The organism is Curtobacterium sp. PhB130 (assembly GCF_003755165.1).
In the GTDB taxonomy this organism is placed as follows: Bacteria; Actinomycetota; Actinomycetes; order Actinomycetales; family Microbacteriaceae; genus Curtobacterium.
The window spans coordinates 506,881-522,994 of sequence record NZ_RKII01000006.1 but is presented as its reverse complement, the minus strand read 5'-3'; the positions used below and the strand labels follow the sequence as shown (position 1 = coordinate 522,994).

The following is a 16,114-nucleotide window of genomic DNA, read 5'->3' as shown; positions in this document are numbered from 1 at the left end:
CAGGTGCTGTCCGCGGTGTACAGCGGACCGTACTCCGATCGCCACGGCGGATAAGCTCACCGCATGCCCGCGACGCTGGATTCCCTGCTCTCCCGACGCGACCTGCGGCTCCGACTCCTCGGTGGCGGACCGACCGACGTGCCGATCTCGTGGCTGCACAGCTCCGACCTGCCGGACCCCACGCCGTTCCTCGCCGCCGGTCAGGCACTCCTGACGACCGGCACCCAGTTCGGCACGGGCACGGCGGTGTCGGCGGAGCGCATCGACGCGTACGTCACACGCCTCGCCGACCACGGCGTCGTCGCCCTGGGCTTCGGCACCGAGGTCGTCCAGGCCGGCACCCCGGACGCGCTCGTGGACGCATGCCGCGCGCACGGCCTCCCGCTCTTCGAGGTCCCGTACGAGACCTCCTTCATCGCCGTGGCGCAGGCGAACGCCGAGACGGTTGCCCGGGACGCGAACGCCCGGAGCGGGTGGGCCCTCGCCGCACAGCGCGCCATCTCGCTCGCGGCACTCCGGCCGGACGGACTCGGTGCCACCCTGGCCGAGCTCTCGCGGCAGCTCGACTGCTGGGTCGGCCTGCTCGACGTCTCGGGTCGGCTGGACCGCGAGTTCCCGCCCGACGGGATCCCGGCGGACGAACGCGACCAGCTGCAGGCCGAAGGAGCGCGGCTGCTCCGCGGCGGGCAGCGGGCGAGCCTGCCGGTGAGCACCGCCCACGGGGGCTTCACGCTGCAGACCCTCGGGGCCGGCGGCCACCTGGACGGGGTCCTGGCGATCGCCACCGGCTCGCTCGACCAGGCCGGGCGCGAGGTGGTGACGGCCGTCATCGCCCTCGCCGGCCTCGCGCTCCAGCAGAACCGCGAACTCGCCCGCGCGCGGGGTCTGCTCCGCACCGGGCTCCTGACGATGCTCTCGTTCGGCGATTCCGAGGTGGTCGAGACGACGTCCCGGGAACTCTGGGGGCCGCTGCCCGCCGAACCGATCCGGGTGGCCGCGATCGACGTCGCCGACGACCGGACCGACTCCGTGGTGGACCTGCTCGAACTCTGGGTCCAGGAGACGCCCGGGCAGCTCTTCTTCGCCGTCGACGACGCCCTGTTCCTCTGCGTGAGTGCGAACGACACCACACCGGTGGAGCGCCTCACCGAGCAGTACGGCCTGCACGCCGGCCTGTCCGACGGCGCGACCTTCACGTCGTTCGCGCGCGCACGGGCCGAGGCGGTGCAGGCGCTCGACCGCAGCCGCGAGGGGCGGGCGGGCATCGTGGAGTTCGGCGACCTCGCCCGGGACGGTGTCCTGGCGCACCTCGCCCACACCGGCGCGTCCGAGATCGCCCGCGCCTTCCTCGCACCCCTCACCGACCACGACGCGGCGTCCGGGACCGACCTCACCCGCACCGTCCGCACGTGGCTCGAGCAGAACTGCGAGTACGACCGCACCGCGCAGGCCCTCGGCGTCCACCGGCACACCGCGCGCGCCCGCATCGAGCACGCGGGCCGCCTGCTCGACCGCGACCTCGGGCTCTTCGCGACCCGGGCGGACGTCTGGGCGGCGTTCGTCGCGCTGCCCGCGTGACCCGCACCCGCTGCGTGATCCACGACCCGCTGCCTAGGCTGACACCGTGCCCCCCTCGCCCCGTCGTCGTCTCAGTGCCGCGGAACGCCTGACGCAGATCGACGCTGCGGCGGTGACCCTCGCCCGCGTCGACGGCCTCGCCGGGGTCACACTCCGCGCGGTCGCCGCGGCGGTCGGGGTCGCACCGTCGCTCGTCGCGCACTACCGCCCGTCGATGGAGTCCCTCGTCGCGGACACGTTCCGGTCGATCGCGACGGCCGAGGTCGCCGAGGTGGCGTCCGTCGTCGGCGTCGAACCAGCACCCGTCGCCCGGCTCGCCGCGCTGCTGCACGCGATCAACGACCCGGCGCGTGACGACGTCGCCGCGGTGTGGTCGGACGCCTGGAGCATCGGCCGCGGCAACCCGGAGCTCGCCGACGCGGCACGGTCCGTGATGGACGACTGGCAGGCGCTCGCCCACTCGGTCGTGGCGGACGGCGTGGCGGACGGCTCGATGCGCACCGACGACCCGGAGCGCGTCGCACTGCTGCTGTTCGCCCTCGTCGACGCGGCGAACGGCTACGCCCTCGTCGACTACCGCTCACGTGCCGAACGCGAGGACCTCGTCGTCGCCACGATCGCCGGCGCTGTCGGCCTCACCTCGGCGCGCCTTCAGTAAAGGATCTGCGCTAACCTTCACCAACGGACGAGGATGGTGCAGGATGGCGGGGACGACCGCGGTCGAGTGGGAAGCGCACACGCTGCCCCGACTCGACAACCCGGACCTGCTCTCCCGTGGCCAGCGCGAGACGCGGAGCACGCCGTACCGAGCCGCTGTCACGCCCGCGATCGCCGGTCTCGACCTCTCCGTCAGCGCACGGTCCCTCGCCGAGGCGACCGATGCCTCCGGAGCGATCACCCGCTTCGACGCGGCGTACGCGCACTTCCCGGCCCCGTTCTCCGCGGTGCTCCTCCGCAGCGAGTCAGCGTCCAGTTCCGAGATCGAGCACCTCACCGCGGGTGCCCGAGCGATCTCGGAAGCCGAGATCGACGAACGGGTCCAGGGGAACGCACCGCAGATCGTCCGGAACGTCCGCGCCGTGGAAGCCGCGATCGCGCTGTCCGACGACATCAGCAACGACACGATCATCGCGATGCACCACGAGCTCCTCGCCGACACCGCGCCGTCGATGGTCGGCCGGTACCGCGACGAGCAGGTCTGGATCGGCGGGCGACTCCCCCACACCGCGGAGTTCGTCCCACCGCACCACGCCAGGGTGCCGGATGCCATGGACGACCTGGTGTCCTTCATCCGCCGCACCGACGTCCCCGTGCTCGTCCAGGCCGCGATCGCGCACGCGCAGTTCGAGACCATCCACCCGTTCCCGGACGGCAACGGCAGGACCGGGCGGGCGCTCGTCCAGGCGATCCTCCGACGTGGTCGCGTGCTGCAGCACCTGACGGTCCCGGTCAGCAGCGGGCTCCTGACCGATCTCGAAGCCTACTTCGCGGCGCTCGACGCCTACCGACGAGGGGACGCGTCCCAGGTCGTCGACGTGGTGGCCGAGGCATCACTCGCGGGACTCCGGAACGCCTCCGTGCTCGCCGACGATCTCCGCCAACTCGAGTCGCGGTGGGACTTCGCGATGCGGGGACTCCGCGCCGACGCCACCGCCCGGCGGATCGCGCGGTTCTCGATCGAACATCCGGTCCTCAACTCGAGGCTCGCGATCGAGCGGATCGGCGCCACCCGTCCCGCGGTGCTGAACGCTCTCGCGCAGCTCGTCGACCTCGGGGTGCTCCGACTCGGCAACTCGAAGCAACGGAACCGCATCTGGATCAACGACGACGTGATCGACGCGCTCGATGCCTTCGCCGACCGCAGCGGTCGCCGGCAGCACCCGCGCTCCTGACCGCCGTCAGAGGCTCAGCGGGCGCGTGCCCTCGAGCTCGCCGTGCTCGACCAACCAGCGGATGGCTTCCTCGACCGTCTCCCCGGCGGTGTGCCGGGGCTCGTACCCGAGCAGCCGGCGCGCCTTCTCGATGCTGAACACCTGGCTGCGGGACAGGTGCTCCCAGCTCGCCTGCGCCGCGTCCTGGTCGGTGGTCTCCCGGAACCGGTCCCACGACACGGACTCCAGCCGGGCCTCCTGCCCGAACCACGACGCCGCGAGCGCCGCGTACCCGCGGACGTTCAGTGCGTCGGCGGCGACCACCGAGAAGTCCTCGCCGGCTGCGGCGTCCCGGTGCTCGACCGCGAGTTCGAACGCCTGCGCGACGTCGTCGGCGTGCACGTGCGCCATCGTCTCGGCGCCGAGCCCCGGGATCGCGAGCGGCTCGCCGGCCGAAAGCGTCCGCCACACCGACGGGTCGAGGTTGCCGACCGGACCGATCGGCGCCCACCCCGGTCCGCTGATGTGCCCGGGGTGCAATGACGTCGTGGCGACACCCCCATCGCTGGTTTCCTGCTTGAGCATCCGGGCGATCCGGTCCTTCTCGATGCCGTAGGTGCCGAACGGTGCCGTCATGGTGTCCTCGGTGATCGGCAGCACCTCGCTCGGTCCCGCACGCCAGATCGATCCACAGTGGACCAGGTGGACGTCGCTCCCGCGGAGCCGCTCGACGAGTGCCGTCGCGGACTCGAGCGTGAAGCAGACGAGATCGACCACGACGTCGGGGTCCAGGGCCGCGACACGATTGGGGAAGGTGCCCTCGCGGTCCTCCTGCTCGCGGTCGGCGACGACTTGTCGGACCCGTTCCCACTCGGGCGCGTCGGCGTAGGCCCGGCGGGATCCGCGGCTGATGTTCACGACGTCGTGTCCGGCGCGGACGAGCCGCGGGACCAGGAACGTGCCGATGTGTCCGGTGCCGCCGATGACGACGACGCGCTTGCTGCTGCTCATGCGGCCACCGTAGGCCGGCGCGGATGTGGCGATCCGAGGCGGACTGGAGGCGCGGTGCCAGGCCGACACGGGCCTCCCGTCCGCCTGTTGGCCGCGCCACCACCCGCGCTCCGGAAAGGACGAAGGCCCCCGATCTCTCGATCGGGGGCCTTCTCATTCTTGCCTGGTGTTTCACAAGCACTGGTGCGCGAGGGGGGACTTGAACCCCCACGCCGTTTCCAGCACACGGACCTGAACCGTGCGCGTCTACCAATTCCGCCACTCGCGCCAGCCCGAAAACACTACCATGCACAGACTGCCTCAGCTGCCACCTACTACCATGCAGAGGTCAACGACCGAGAACGTGGGAGACCCATGGGCCTACTGGACAGCTTCGAGCGGGGGCTGGAGCGCGCCGTCAACGGTGCGTTCGCGAAGACCTTCCGCTCCGGCGTGCAGCCGGTCGAGATCTCGAGCACGCTCCGACGAGAACTCGACACGAAGGCGGCCGTGGTCTCACGCGACCGCATCCTGGTGCCGAACGAGTTCACCGTGCGCCTGGCGCCACCGGACTTCACGCGCATGAACGACGTCGGTCGACCCCTCATCGACGAACTCACGCAGATGGTGCAGCAGCACGCCGTCGCCCAGAACTACTCGTTCTCCGGACCGGTCACGATCCGCCTGCAGCAGGACGGCACCCTGTCGACCGGGATCCTGCAGGTGGACTCCACCACCGTGCAGCGGGACGTCGCCTGGGTCGCCGTGCTCGACATCGGTTCCCAGCGCCACCGACTGCAGCGCGGACGCACCGTGATCGGTCGTGGAACGGACGCCGACATCACCGTCGCGGACACCGGGACGAGCCGGAAGCACGTCGAGATCGTGTGGGACGGCAAGCACGCGCAGGCCAACGACCTGGGGTCCACGAACGGCTCGAAGCTGAACGGTGAGCGCTTCCAGCAGGCGATCGTGGAGCCGGACTCCACCATCGAGATCGGTCGTACCCGTATGGTGTTCCGGGTGATCCCGGAGAACGACGGAGGTGCGCGATGACCACAGGACTGACACTGCTCGTCCTGCGCTTCGCGTTCCTCGCGGTGCTGTGGCTGTTCGTCTTCGTGATCGTGTTCGCACTCCGGAGCGACCTGTTCGGCCAGCGGGTGCGCACCATCCCCACCGATCCGAAGGGTGCGCCGTCGGGTCCGACGACCCCCACGATCCCCGCAGCCGGTGCACCCGCAGGCGGTGGCGGGGCCTTCACCGACATCATCAGTCAGAGCCCGTCCGCGGGTGCGCAGCAGCCCTCCGGCGACGTCGCCACCCGTCTCGTGATCACCGAGGGCGCGCGCGAGGGCATGGAGATGCCGCTCGGTCGCGGCCCGATCACGGTCGGCCGCTCCAGCGAGAGCAACGTCGTCATCCGTGACGACTACACGTCGACCCACCACGCCCGTCTGGAACTCCAGCAGTCGGGATGGGTCGTCATCGACCTCGAGTCAACGAACGGCACGTTCGTCAACGGTCAGAAGGTGACCGCCCCCGTGACCGTCGCAGAGCGGACGCCGATCACGATCGGGACCACGACGTTCGAGCTGCGGCGGTAACCCCGGATGACGGCTCGCACGCTGAGCGCCGCTGTGTCCCACGTGGGGCGCATCCGCGCGAACAACCAGGACTCCGGCTACGCCGGGGCGCACCTGTTCGCGGTCGCGGACGGCATGGGCGGCCACGCCGGCGGCGACGTCGCCTCGGCGATCGCGATCCGTCGCATCCGCGAAGTCGACCGCGAGTTCCCGTCGGCCCACGACGCCGAGTTCGCGCTGCAGTCCGCCCTCATCGCCGCGAACCAGCTCATCACCGAGACGGTGTTCGAGCACCAGGAGCTCACCGGGATGGGCACCACCGTCAGCGCGATGATCCGCGTCGGCGACCAGCTCGCGATCGCGCACATCGGCGACTCCCGCATCTACCGCTTCCGTGACGGCGAGCTGCAGCAGATCACCTCGGACCACACCTTCGTGCAGCGGCTCGTGGACAGCGGCCGCATCACCCCGGAAGAAGCCGCGGTGCACCCGCGCCGCTCCGTGCTGATGCGCGTGCTCGGCGACGTCGACGCGGCACCGGAAGTCGACACCGCGATCATGGACATCAAGCCGGGCGACCGCTGGTTGCTCTGCTCGGACGGTCTGTCGTCGTACCTGGCCGAGGAACGCATCCGGCACGCGCTCGCGTCGAACATGGACGCGAACCAGGTCACGCAGCGGCTCGTCAAGGAGACGCTCGACCACGGCGCGCCCGACAACGTGACGGTCGTCGCGATGGACGTCACCGACGCGTCCCCGACCGAGGACGACGACGACGCGGCCACCACGGTCGGTTCCGCCGCAGCGCCCCTCACCTTCGAGGCGTCGACCGGTCGCAAGCCGATCCGCCTCCCCACGATCCTGCTGCACCCGCTCAAGGTCACCACCGCTCCCGAGGACTCGCACTTCGAGCCGGAGAGCGACCAGTACTTCGCGGAGCTCATCGCCGAGGACCGGCGACGCCGGGTGCGCCGCCGGATCAGCTGGACGATCGCGCTCGTGCTCGCAGTCGCCGCCCTCGTCGGTGCGGTGTTCCTCGGCTGGCGCATCGTCCAGGACCACTACTACGTCGGCTCCGACCGCGGTCAGGTCGCGATCTACAAGGGCGTCCAGCAGCAGATCGGCCCGATCCAGCTCTCCGACGTGTACGAGGACTCCGGCATCGAGGTGTCCGACCTGCCCGAGTACACGCGGGAGAACGTGCGCTCGACGATCAACGCCGCCTCGCTCTCCGACGCGCGGGACATCGTCGACCGGCTCCGGACGGCGGCCGAGACCGGCCAGGACCAGAGCGGCACGGGCGGTGACGGTGGCGCGTCCTCGTCGCCGACGCCCACGTCCACCCGCTCGGGCACGCCGACGCCGTCCTCCTCGCCGACCGGCGGTGGCCGATGACCACGACCGCACAGCAGTCCTTCACCCAGGCGATCACGATCAAGCTCCGGGAACCCGCGCGCGCCCGGAACCTCGAGCTGTTCCTGCTCGTCATCGCGTGCGGCATCTGCGCCGGCGCGATGGTCCTCGTGCAGCTCGGCACCAAGGGCGAGATCTTCGACACCTCGGTGCTCTGGGTCGGCTCGACGATCCTCGGTCTGGCGCTCGTCATGCACGTCGTGCTGCGGATCGTGGCGAAGAACGCCGACCCGTTCGTCCTGCCGGTGTCCCTGGTGCTCAACGGCATCGGGATCGCGGAGATCTACCGCATCGACGTCCACAACGGCCTGTCCGGCTGGGACGCCATCGGCGTGAAGCAGATCGTCTGGACGCTCCTGGCGATGGTGTTCGCGATCCTGACCGTCATCCTCGTGAAGAACCACCGGTTCCTGCAGCGCTACCGGTACATCTTCATGTTCCTGACCATCGTGCTGCTGCTCCTGCCGATGCTGCCGGGCATCGGCCTGAACGTCGGCGGCGCCCGCGTCTGGATCAAGCTCGGCCCGTTCTCGTTCCAGCCCGGTGAGCTCGCGAAGATCACGATGGCGCTGTTCTTCGCCGGCTACCTCGTGACCGCCAGGGACAGCCTGTCGATCGTCGGCAAGAAGTTCCTCGGGATGACCTTCCCGCGCGCCCGTGACCTCGGCCCGATCCTCATCGTGTGGGGCGTCGCGATGAGCGTGCTGGTGTTCCAGCGCGACCTCGGCACGGCGCTGCTGTACTTCGGCCTGTTCCTCGTGATGATCTACGTCGCGACCGCCCGCCTCAGCTGGGTCCTCATCGGGCTCGTGCTGTTCGTCGGCGGTGCGCTCGTCGCGGCGAGCTCGCTCGAGTACGTGCACGGCCGCTTCGAGCAGTGGCTCAACCCGTTCGCGAACTCCACGTACTACGCCGACACGCAGGCGAGCTACCAGCTCGTGAACGGCCTCTTCGGCTTCGCGAACGGCGGGATCACCGGCACCGGTCTCGGCCAGGGACGCCCGTACATCACCCCGGTCGCGAACGCGGACTACATCATCTCGTCCCTCGGTGAGGAACTGGGCCTGATCGGCGTCTTCGCGATCCTGGCGCTCTTCATCGTGCTGGTCTCCCGCGGCATCCGGGTCGGCTTCATGGCGCAGGACGACTTCGGCAAGCTGCTCGGGATCGGCTTCGGCTTCACGATCGCCCTGCAGGTCTTCGTCGTCGTCGGCGGCATCACCCGGATCATCCCGGTGACCGGCCTGACGACCCCGTTCATGGCCGCGGGTGGTTCCTCCCTGGTGGCGAACTGGATCATCGCGGCGATGCTGCTGCGGCTGACCGACTCCATCCCCGCGGAACAGCGTGTCCTCTCCGAGCGCGGTGGCCCGAGTGCCGCCGACCGGAAGGCCGCCCGTGGGCGGACCAGGAAGGAGCGTCGATGAAACGGCAGCTCCGCGGCGTCTCCACGATCGTCGTGCTCATGTTCGTCGCACTCTTCGTGTCGACGACCTCGATCCAGTTCTTCTCCGCCGACGCGCTCCGCGCCGACCCGCGGAACTCCCGCACGATCCTCGACAGCTACTCGAACAAGCGCGGTGCCATCCTGGTGAACGGCACCCCGATCGCCGAGTCCACCGCCGTCGACGACCAGTACAAGTACCAGCGCAAGTACGCGAACGGTGACCTGTACTCCGCGGTCACCGGCTACTTCACGATCGGCCAGGGCAACTCGGGCATCGAGAGCTCGGAGAACACGGTGCTGTCCGGCAACTCGGACGACTCGTTCTTCCAGAACCTCAACTCGATCCTGACCGGCCAGGACGTCCAGGGCGACAACGTCAACCTGACGATCGACCCCGACGTGCAGCAGGCCGCGTACGACGCCCTCGGATCGAACACCGGCGCCGTCGTCGCGATCGCGCCGAAGACGGGCAAGATCCTGGCGATGGTGTCGAAGCCGGGCTACGACCCGAACTCGCTGACCTCGCACGACACCACCGACGTCATCGCGCAGTACAAGGCGCTCGAGTCGGACGCGTCGAAGCCGCTGCAGAACCGTGCCATCGGCGGGGACCTGTACACGCCGGGGTCCGTCTTCAAGCTCGTCGTCGCCTCGGCCGCGCTCGAGAGCGGCGACTGGAACCTCGACTCGACGCTCCCGAACCCCTCGACCCTGCGCCTGCCCGGCACGAGCACGAACATCAACAACGCCGAGGGCGGCAGCTGCGGCGGTGGCGACGAGGTCAAGCTCCGCGTGGCGATCCAGAACTCCTGCAACATCCCGTTCGCGGAGCTCGGACAGAAGCTCGGGTACGACACGATCAAGCGGATGGCCGACAAGTACGGCTTCGGCGATGCGATCGAGGTGCCGATGAAGGCCACCCCGAGCCAGTACCCGGCCGTCGACTCGACCGCGCAGCTCATGCTGAGCTCGTTCGGCCAGGCCAGTGTCCGCGTCTCCCCGCTGCAGATCGCGATGATCTCGGCCGGGATCGCGAACGGCGGCAAGGTCATGCAGCCCTCGCTCATCGACTCGATCACCACGAGCGACCTGAAGACGGTGGAGTCCTTCTCCCCGAAGCAGTACAGCGACCCGATCTCGTCCGACGACGCCGACGACCTGACCGAGGCGATGCAGAGCGTCGTCAACGCGGGGACCGGCACCAATGCGAAGATCGACGGGGTCGACGTCGCAGGGAAGACGGGAACGGCCGAGAACGGCACGGGCGATCCCTACACGCTCTGGTTCACCGGGTTCGCGCCCGCGAAGGACCCGGAGGTCGCGGTGGCGGTCGTCGTCGGGAACGGCGGCGGACTCGGACAGTCCGGTGTCGGCAACACGGTCGCGGCCCCGGTCGCGAAGAAAGTCATGGAGGCGGTGCTGAACAAATGAGACCCACCAGCGGACTCACCTTCGGTGGGCGGTACCAACTCTCGTCCCGGGTCGCCATCGGCGGCATGGGAGAGGTGTGGCAGGCCACCGACCTCGTCATCGGTCGCACGGTCGCCCTGAAGATCCTCAAGGACGAGTACCTCGGCGACCCCGGGTTCCTCGAGCGCTTCCGCGCCGAGGCCCGCCACGCCGCGCTCGTCAACCACGAGGGCATCGCGAACGTCTTCGACTACGGCGAGGAAGACGGCAGCGCCTACCTCGTGATGGAGCTCGTCCCCGGCGAAGCCCTCTCGACGATGATCGAGCGCGAGCACACCCTGCCGGTCGACAAGGTCCTCGACATCGTCGCGCAGACCGCCAACGCCCTGCAGGCCGCGCACGCCGTCGGCCTGGTCCACCGTGACATCAAGCCGGGCAACCTGCTGATCACGCCGGACGGCCGCGTCAAGATCACCGACTTCGGCATCGCCCGGATCGCCGACCAGGTCCCGCTCACCGCGACCGGCCAGGTCATGGGCACCGTGCAGTACCTCTCGCCGGAGCAGGCGAGCGGGCACCCGGCGTCGCCGTCGACGGACATCTACTCGCTCGGCATCGTCGCGTACGAGTGCCTGGCCGGACGCCGTCCGTTCACCGGTGAGTCGCAGGTGGCGATCGCCATGGCGCACATCAACGAGCAGCCGCCGGCACTCCCGGGCGACATCCCGGAGCCCGTCGCGGCCCTCGTGATGTCCTGCATCGCGAAGAAGCCCGCCGACCGACCGGCCACCGCGGCGAACCTGGCCCGTGCGGCGCAGGCGCTCCGTCGTGGTGACGTCGCCGCGGCGACCGTGGCCGTCCCCGCACTCGGCGGCGCCGGGACCGTGGCGTTCAACCCGCCACAGGGCAACGACGCCGCAACGGCCCTCATCGGCACCCAGGCCGGTGGCACGGTCGGTGGCGCAGGCGTCGGCGGACCGGGCACCCCGGGTTCGCCGTCCGGTGACGACGACGAGACCCCGAAGAAGAAGCGCACCTGGATCTGGTGGGTGGTCGCGGCGGCCGTCGTGCTCATCGCCGGCGGCGTGATCGCCGCCTTCGCGTTCACGAACGACAACGACGACCCGAAGCCGTCGGCGAGCTCGAGCCAGAGCTCGACGCCCCGGCAGACCCGTTCGCAGACCCCGTCCGCCACGCCGACCCAGACGACGCGGATCACGGTCAACCAGAGCGACTACGTGGGCAAGAACGCCGAGCAGGCGAAGGCCGAGCTCGATGCGCTCGGGTTCCAGACGAGCATCGCGGACGGCGACGCCGCCCCGAGCTCGGACAAGCAGGGCACCGTGCAGTCGATCAGCCCGACCGGCAGCCTGCCCGTCGGCACCGCGATCGTGCTCCGCGCCTACACCGCGCAGCCCACGCTGGAGACCCCGGCGTCGCCCACTGCCGGCACGGTGTCCGACAGCGGGCAGGTCACGTTCTCGTGGAGCGCCTACACGCAGTGCCCCGCCGGCTACGAGCTGACCGGGTACACGTACACGATCACGAACGGCACCGACTCGTCCGGCAACAGCTCCGGTGCGACGCGCGGCACGGCCGTCCAGGTGACCGCCGCCCAGCCGGGTGACGTCAGCCTCAGCTACGTCGTGAACTGCGGTGACCTGCAGTCCGCGTCCTCGGACACGGCCTCGGGCACGTACGCGCAGCAGCCCACCTCGACCCCGACCGCCGACCCCACGGTCGGCACCGACTCGGGCTCAGGGGACTAGTCACGACCGGGCCGCGCGGCCGTCCACACCGTTCCGGTAACGGTTCGTCCGGACGGCCCGCGGCCAGCGTCTCACCAGGGTGCGCTGTCGTACACTTGCCCCCGACGGACATTCGGAGGAGTACGTGCCAGAAGGTGTGACCGCGGGGATCACGCTCCTCGCAAATCGCTACGAGATCGGTGACGTCATCGGTCGTGGCGGCATGGCCACCGTGCACGTGGGGCAGGACACCCGGCTCGGACGACGTGTCGCGGTGAAGCTGCTCAAGCCGAGCCTCGCGAACGACCCGGCCTTCCGCACCCGCTTCCGTCAGGAAGCCCAGGCGGCCGCGCGCATGGCGCACCCGACGATCGTCCGCGTCTACGACGCCGGCGAAGAAACCGTCACGGAGCAGTCCGGCGCAGAGGTCCAGGTCCCCTTCATCGTCATGGAGTATGTCGAGGGGCGTCCGCTCAGCGACATCATCGGTGAGGGGCCGGTCGACCCGGACGAAGCCGTCCGCATCACCAGCGGCATCCTCACCGCGCTCGAGTACTCGCACCGCGCCGGTGTCGTGCACCGCGACATCAAGCCCGCCAACGTGATGGTCACGCACACCGGCCAGGTCAAGGTCATGGACTTCGGCATCGCCCGGGCCATCACCGACACCTCTGCGACCGTCGCGCAGACCACGTCGATCCTCGGCACCGCGTCCTACTTCTCCCCGGAGCAGGCCCGCGGCGAGACCGTCGACGCCCGCACCGACCTGTACTCGACCGGCATCGTCCTCTTCGAGCTCCTGACGGCACGTCCGCCGTTCCTGGGGGACTCGCCCGTCGCCGTCGCCTACCAGCACGTCAGCGAGCAGCCCGTCGCCCCGTCGACGATCACCCCCGCTGTCTCGCCCGCACTCGACGCCGTCACGCTGCACGCCCTCGTCAAGGACCGCACGCGCCGCTTCCAGAACGCCGCCGAGTTCCGCCGTGACCTCGAGCAGGCCGCGGCCGGACAGGTCCCCGCGTCGACGAAGAAGCTCCACCAGAGCGCGAACGACGCCTCGACGATGCTCTTCGGCGTGAACCCGCGCACGACGTCCAACCCGGAAGTCGCCTTCCGAGAACTCGACGACACGCAGGAACACCGTCCGCAGCGCACGCAGAACCGCCCCCCGGTCGCGTGGATCTGGGTCGGCATCGTCCTGACCATCGCCGTGATCGCCGGCGTGATCTTCTGGGTCGCGAACCTCCAGCCCGGACAGGCTCCGGTGTCCTCGTCGGTCAGCGTCCCGAACGTCGTCGGCGCCACGTACGACTCCGCCGAGAACGCGCTCAAGAAGCGCGACCTCGTCGCGGTCCGGGTCGACGAGAACTCGGACAAGGTGGACAAGGGCTCGGTGATCCGGACGGAACCCGGGTCGGGCACGAACGTCGCCCGGTCCCAGAACATCCGGGTCGTGGTGTCCCTCGGTCCGGAGCAGGTCGCCGTCCCCGACGTCGCGAACCAGGCGCAGGACGCCGCGCAGAAGGCCCTGGAAACCGCTGGGTTCACGATCGGCGCGATCAACACCGACTACTCACCGTCCGTCCCCGAAGGGACGGTCATGAGCTCCGACCCGGCATCGGGCACGACGCACACCAAGGGCACGGTGATCAACCTCACCGTCTCCAACGGGATGGTCCAGCTCCCCGACGTGACGCAGCAGCCGTTCGCCACGGCGAACTCGACCCTGGCCGGGCTCGGGCTCAAGGTGACGCCGCAGCCCTCCTACTCGTGCGTCGGTGGCACCGTCACGCAGCAGGACAAGCCGGCCGGTGACGTCGCACAGGGCAGCACGGTTGCCCTCACGTACTGCGCCGCGTCCAACCAGCCGACCGCTCCGGCCACGTCCACGCCGTCCGACGGCGACAGTGGTGGCAACGGTGGCGGGAACGACGACGGCGGGGACAGCGGCAACACCGACGGCAACTGACGTCGACCGCTGACGGCTGGGCCCCGGGGCCGGCCATGCACCAGCCGGGAGGCCCGGTGCGGGCCCGCCACGAGCCTCCAGGCCGTCAGGTGGTGACGTCGCGGGCCGTGGCCCGCACGCGCGTCAGTCCCGTCGGGCCGCGATGAGCGGGCCGAGGCCCGCAGCGCGCTCGGCTGCGCCGGCGAGACCGGCGGTCTCGAGCCAGTTGCCGACCATCCGGTAGCCGCCCTCGGTCAGGACCGACTCGGGGTGGAACTGCACGCCGTACACGGGGGCACCTTCGTGCTGGACGCCCATGATGACGCCGCCGGCGGTGCGCGCAGTGACGGTGAGTTCGTCGGGGACGGTGCCCTCGACGATCGCGAGCGAGTGGTACCGCGTCGCGGTGAAGGGGTGGGGGACCCCGGTGAAGAGGGGGCTGTCGTCGTGGTCGACCAGCGACGTCTTGCCGTGCATCAGCTCTTCGGCGTGCGTGACCGTCGCGCCGAGGGCCTCGGCGATGGCCTGGTGGCCGAGGCAGACACCGAGGAGGGGCTTGTCGACCTGGATCGCGGCACGGACCGTGGCGATCGAGACACCGGCGTCCGCGGGGGTGCCCGGACCGGGGGAGAGCAGCACGCCGTCGTACTCGGCGATGCGGTCCGCGATCTCGGACTCGGGGAAGGCGTCGTTGCGGACGACGTCGGTGTCCGCGCCGAGCTGCTGGACGTAGCCGTTGAGCGTGTAGACGAAGCTGTCGTAGTTGTCGACGACGAGGATCTTGGTCATGGTCGGTTCACCGTACTCGTGGGGGTCGTGTGCAGCCTCCGTGGGGCCGGTGCACACACATGTTCACGGTAGGATACCGGCCATGGCCAAGGACAAGGACCGCACCAAGCCCGCCCGGAAGACCCGAGCCGACTCGGTCGACACGGCGGGCGATGCGCCCAACCCCGTGTGGTTCAAGCCGGTCATGTTCGGCTTCATGCTCATCGGCCTCGCCTGGGTGATCGTCTTCTACATCTCGCAGGGCACCCTTCCGGTCCCCTCGCTGAACTCGTGGAACATCCTCATCGGCTTCGGCATCATGTTCGTCGGCTTCCTCATGACCACCCGGTGGCGCTGACCGCCGCTTCGACCCCTCGAACGCCCGCTGCACCGAACGGTGCGGCGGGCGTCGTCGTTTTCCACAGGGGATCGCGTCGTCTGCACGCTCTCCACTCGTTTTCCACAGGAGTGCGAGTTCTCCACACGACGATCCACACCCTCGCCCCGGAGTTATCCACAGCTCAGTCCACAATGGGGATAATCACACCGGTGTAACTCAGCGAGTTCTCCACAGGACGACGAACGCCCCGCCACTCCGAAGAGTGACGGGGCGTACGAGCGTCGAGCGTGTGTCCGGGTCAGTTCACCGCGATCGCGTACCCGACGTAGGTCAGGGCGACGATGACCACGGCTTCGATGACGAGCAGCGTGATCTGCAGACCGCGCTGCCGGACGTTCCGCGTCTTGGCGAAGACGTACCCGGTCACGAAGCCCGCGACGATGCCGCCCACGTGGGCCTGCCAGGCGATGTTCGTGCCGGGCAGGAACCCGATCACGAGGTTGAGGCCCATGATCACGAGCAGGGACACGGCGTTGGCGCCGAGGCTCCGCTGCAGCACGAAGAACGCCGCGAAGAGCCCGAAGATCGCGCCGGAGGCCCCGACGACCGAGGTCCCCGGGGAGATCAGCGTCACCGCCATCGACCCGGCCAGCCCGGAGAGGAAGTACAGCGCGAGGAACCGCCACGTCCCGAGCATGTTCTCGAGCATCCGGCCGAAGATCCACACCGCCCACATGTTGAAGGCGATGTGGAAGATCCCCGAGTGCACGAACAGCGACGTGACCATCCGCCACGGCTGCGTCGGCAGGTACGCGGCGTTGTAGAAGAACAGCTGCGTGAAGAAGCGTCCCGACACCTGGTCGAGCAGCCAGATGATCACCGAGACGGCGACGATGACGACCGTCGCCTTCTGGTCGAGCATCGCGAAGCGCCGCCGTGCGACCGTGAGCCCACTCGGGGCCCCGGACGCACGGCGGTTCGCAGCGAACTGCATGCGCTGGTCACGCACGCACTC

General features: G+C 69.8%; 14 protein-coding genes and 1 tRNA gene. 11 read left to right on the top strand and 4 right to left on the bottom strand.

Annotation, left to right across the window (positions count from 1 at the left end):
* Positions 1-63: 63 nt before the first annotated feature.
* The 3 genes from EDF24_RS02650 to EDF24_RS02640 are packed head-to-tail and all read left to right on the top strand — an operon-like array spanning position 64 to position 3,470.
* Entirely contained in the window at positions 64-1,578 is a 1,515-nt protein-coding gene (locus tag EDF24_RS02650; RefSeq protein WP_123701013.1) for a PucR family transcriptional regulator, read from the top strand.
* Between the two features lie 46 nt (positions 1,579-1,624).
* A complete protein-coding gene (locus tag EDF24_RS02645; RefSeq protein ID WP_123701012.1) occupies positions 1,625-2,236 on the top strand; it encodes a TetR family transcriptional regulator C-terminal domain-containing protein in 612 nt (203 codons plus the stop codon).
* 43 nt (positions 2,237-2,279) lie between these two features.
* The gene (locus tag EDF24_RS02640) at positions 2,280-3,470 is read left to right on the top strand and encodes a Fic family protein (RefSeq protein WP_123701011.1); all 1,191 of its coding nucleotides are present in this window, start codon (positions 2,280-2,282) and stop codon (positions 3,468-3,470) included.
* Positions 3,471-3,476: 6 nt separating this feature from the next.
* Here EDF24_RS02640 and EDF24_RS02635 read toward each other — a convergent pair whose 3' ends face one another.
* Positions 3,477-4,460: an NAD(P)-dependent oxidoreductase gene (locus EDF24_RS02635; protein ID WP_123701010.1), complete on the bottom strand. Its 984-nt coding sequence runs from the start codon at positions 4,458-4,460 to the stop codon at positions 3,477-3,479.
* A gap of 181 nt (positions 4,461-4,641) precedes the next feature.
* Positions 4,642-4,728, bottom strand: a tRNA-Leu gene (locus EDF24_RS02630).
* An 86-nt stretch (positions 4,729-4,814) separates the two neighbouring features.
* Between EDF24_RS02630 and EDF24_RS02625 the strand changes: the two genes are divergently transcribed.
* The 7 genes from EDF24_RS02625 to pknB all read left to right on the top strand — a co-directional run bounded on the left by EDF24_RS02625 (position 4,815) and on the right by pknB (position 14,012).
* Complete coding sequence (locus tag EDF24_RS02625) at positions 4,815-5,495, top strand: DUF3662 and FHA domain-containing protein (RefSeq protein WP_123655038.1); 681 nt, start codon at positions 4,815-4,817, stop codon at positions 5,493-5,495.
* Entirely contained in the window at positions 5,492-6,046 is a 555-nt protein-coding gene (locus EDF24_RS02620; protein WP_123701009.1) for an FHA domain-containing protein, read from the top strand. The genes EDF24_RS02625 and EDF24_RS02620 overlap by 4 nt, the downstream gene beginning before the upstream one ends.
* Before the next feature lie 6 nt (positions 6,047-6,052).
* Positions 6,053-7,420: a Stp1/IreP family PP2C-type Ser/Thr phosphatase gene (locus EDF24_RS02615; protein ID WP_123655036.1), complete on the top strand. Its 1,368-nt coding sequence runs from the start codon at positions 6,053-6,055 to the stop codon at positions 7,418-7,420.
* The gene (locus EDF24_RS02610; protein ID WP_123655035.1) at positions 7,417-8,865 is read left to right on the top strand and encodes an FtsW/RodA/SpoVE family cell cycle protein; all 1,449 of its coding nucleotides are present in this window, start codon (positions 7,417-7,419) and stop codon (positions 8,863-8,865) included. The genes EDF24_RS02615 and EDF24_RS02610 overlap by 4 nt, the downstream gene beginning before the upstream one ends.
* Positions 8,862-10,316, top strand: a complete 1,455-nt coding sequence (locus EDF24_RS02605) for a penicillin-binding protein 2 (protein ID WP_123655034.1) — start codon at positions 8,862-8,864, stop codon at positions 10,314-10,316. Before EDF24_RS02610 ends, EDF24_RS02605 begins: the two co-directional genes overlap by 4 nt.
* Positions 10,313-12,064: a serine/threonine-protein kinase gene (locus tag EDF24_RS02600; protein WP_123701008.1), complete on the top strand. Its 1,752-nt coding sequence runs from the start codon at positions 10,313-10,315 to the stop codon at positions 12,062-12,064. Before EDF24_RS02605 ends, EDF24_RS02600 begins: the two co-directional genes overlap by 4 nt.
* Before the next feature lie 124 nt (positions 12,065-12,188).
* Positions 12,189-14,012 (top strand): Stk1 family PASTA domain-containing Ser/Thr kinase, encoded by a 1,824-nt coding sequence (pknB, locus tag EDF24_RS02595; protein ID WP_260233336.1) that lies wholly within the window; start codon positions 12,189-12,191, stop codon positions 14,010-14,012.
* 123 nt (positions 14,013-14,135) lie between these two features.
* Here pknB and EDF24_RS02590 read toward each other — a convergent pair whose 3' ends face one another.
* A complete protein-coding gene (locus tag EDF24_RS02590) occupies positions 14,136-14,780 on the bottom strand; it encodes an aminodeoxychorismate/anthranilate synthase component II (protein ID WP_123655032.1) in 645 nt (214 codons plus the stop codon).
* Between the two features lie 82 nt (positions 14,781-14,862).
* Here EDF24_RS02590 and EDF24_RS02585 point away from each other — a divergent pair, with 82 nt between their 5' ends.
* Positions 14,863-15,117 (top strand): cell division protein CrgA, encoded by a 255-nt coding sequence (locus tag EDF24_RS02585; protein ID WP_123655031.1) that lies wholly within the window; start codon positions 14,863-14,865, stop codon positions 15,115-15,117.
* Between the two features lie 280 nt (positions 15,118-15,397).
* On the opposite strand, the gene EDF24_RS02580 is transcribed toward EDF24_RS02585, so the two are convergent.
* Positions 15,398-16,108 carry a rhomboid family intramembrane serine protease gene (locus tag EDF24_RS02580; protein ID WP_243698187.1) on the bottom strand — a complete coding sequence of 237 codons (711 nt, stop codon included), beginning with the start codon at positions 16,106-16,108 and terminating at the stop codon, positions 15,398-15,400.
* Positions 16,109-16,114 lie beyond the last annotated feature (6 nt).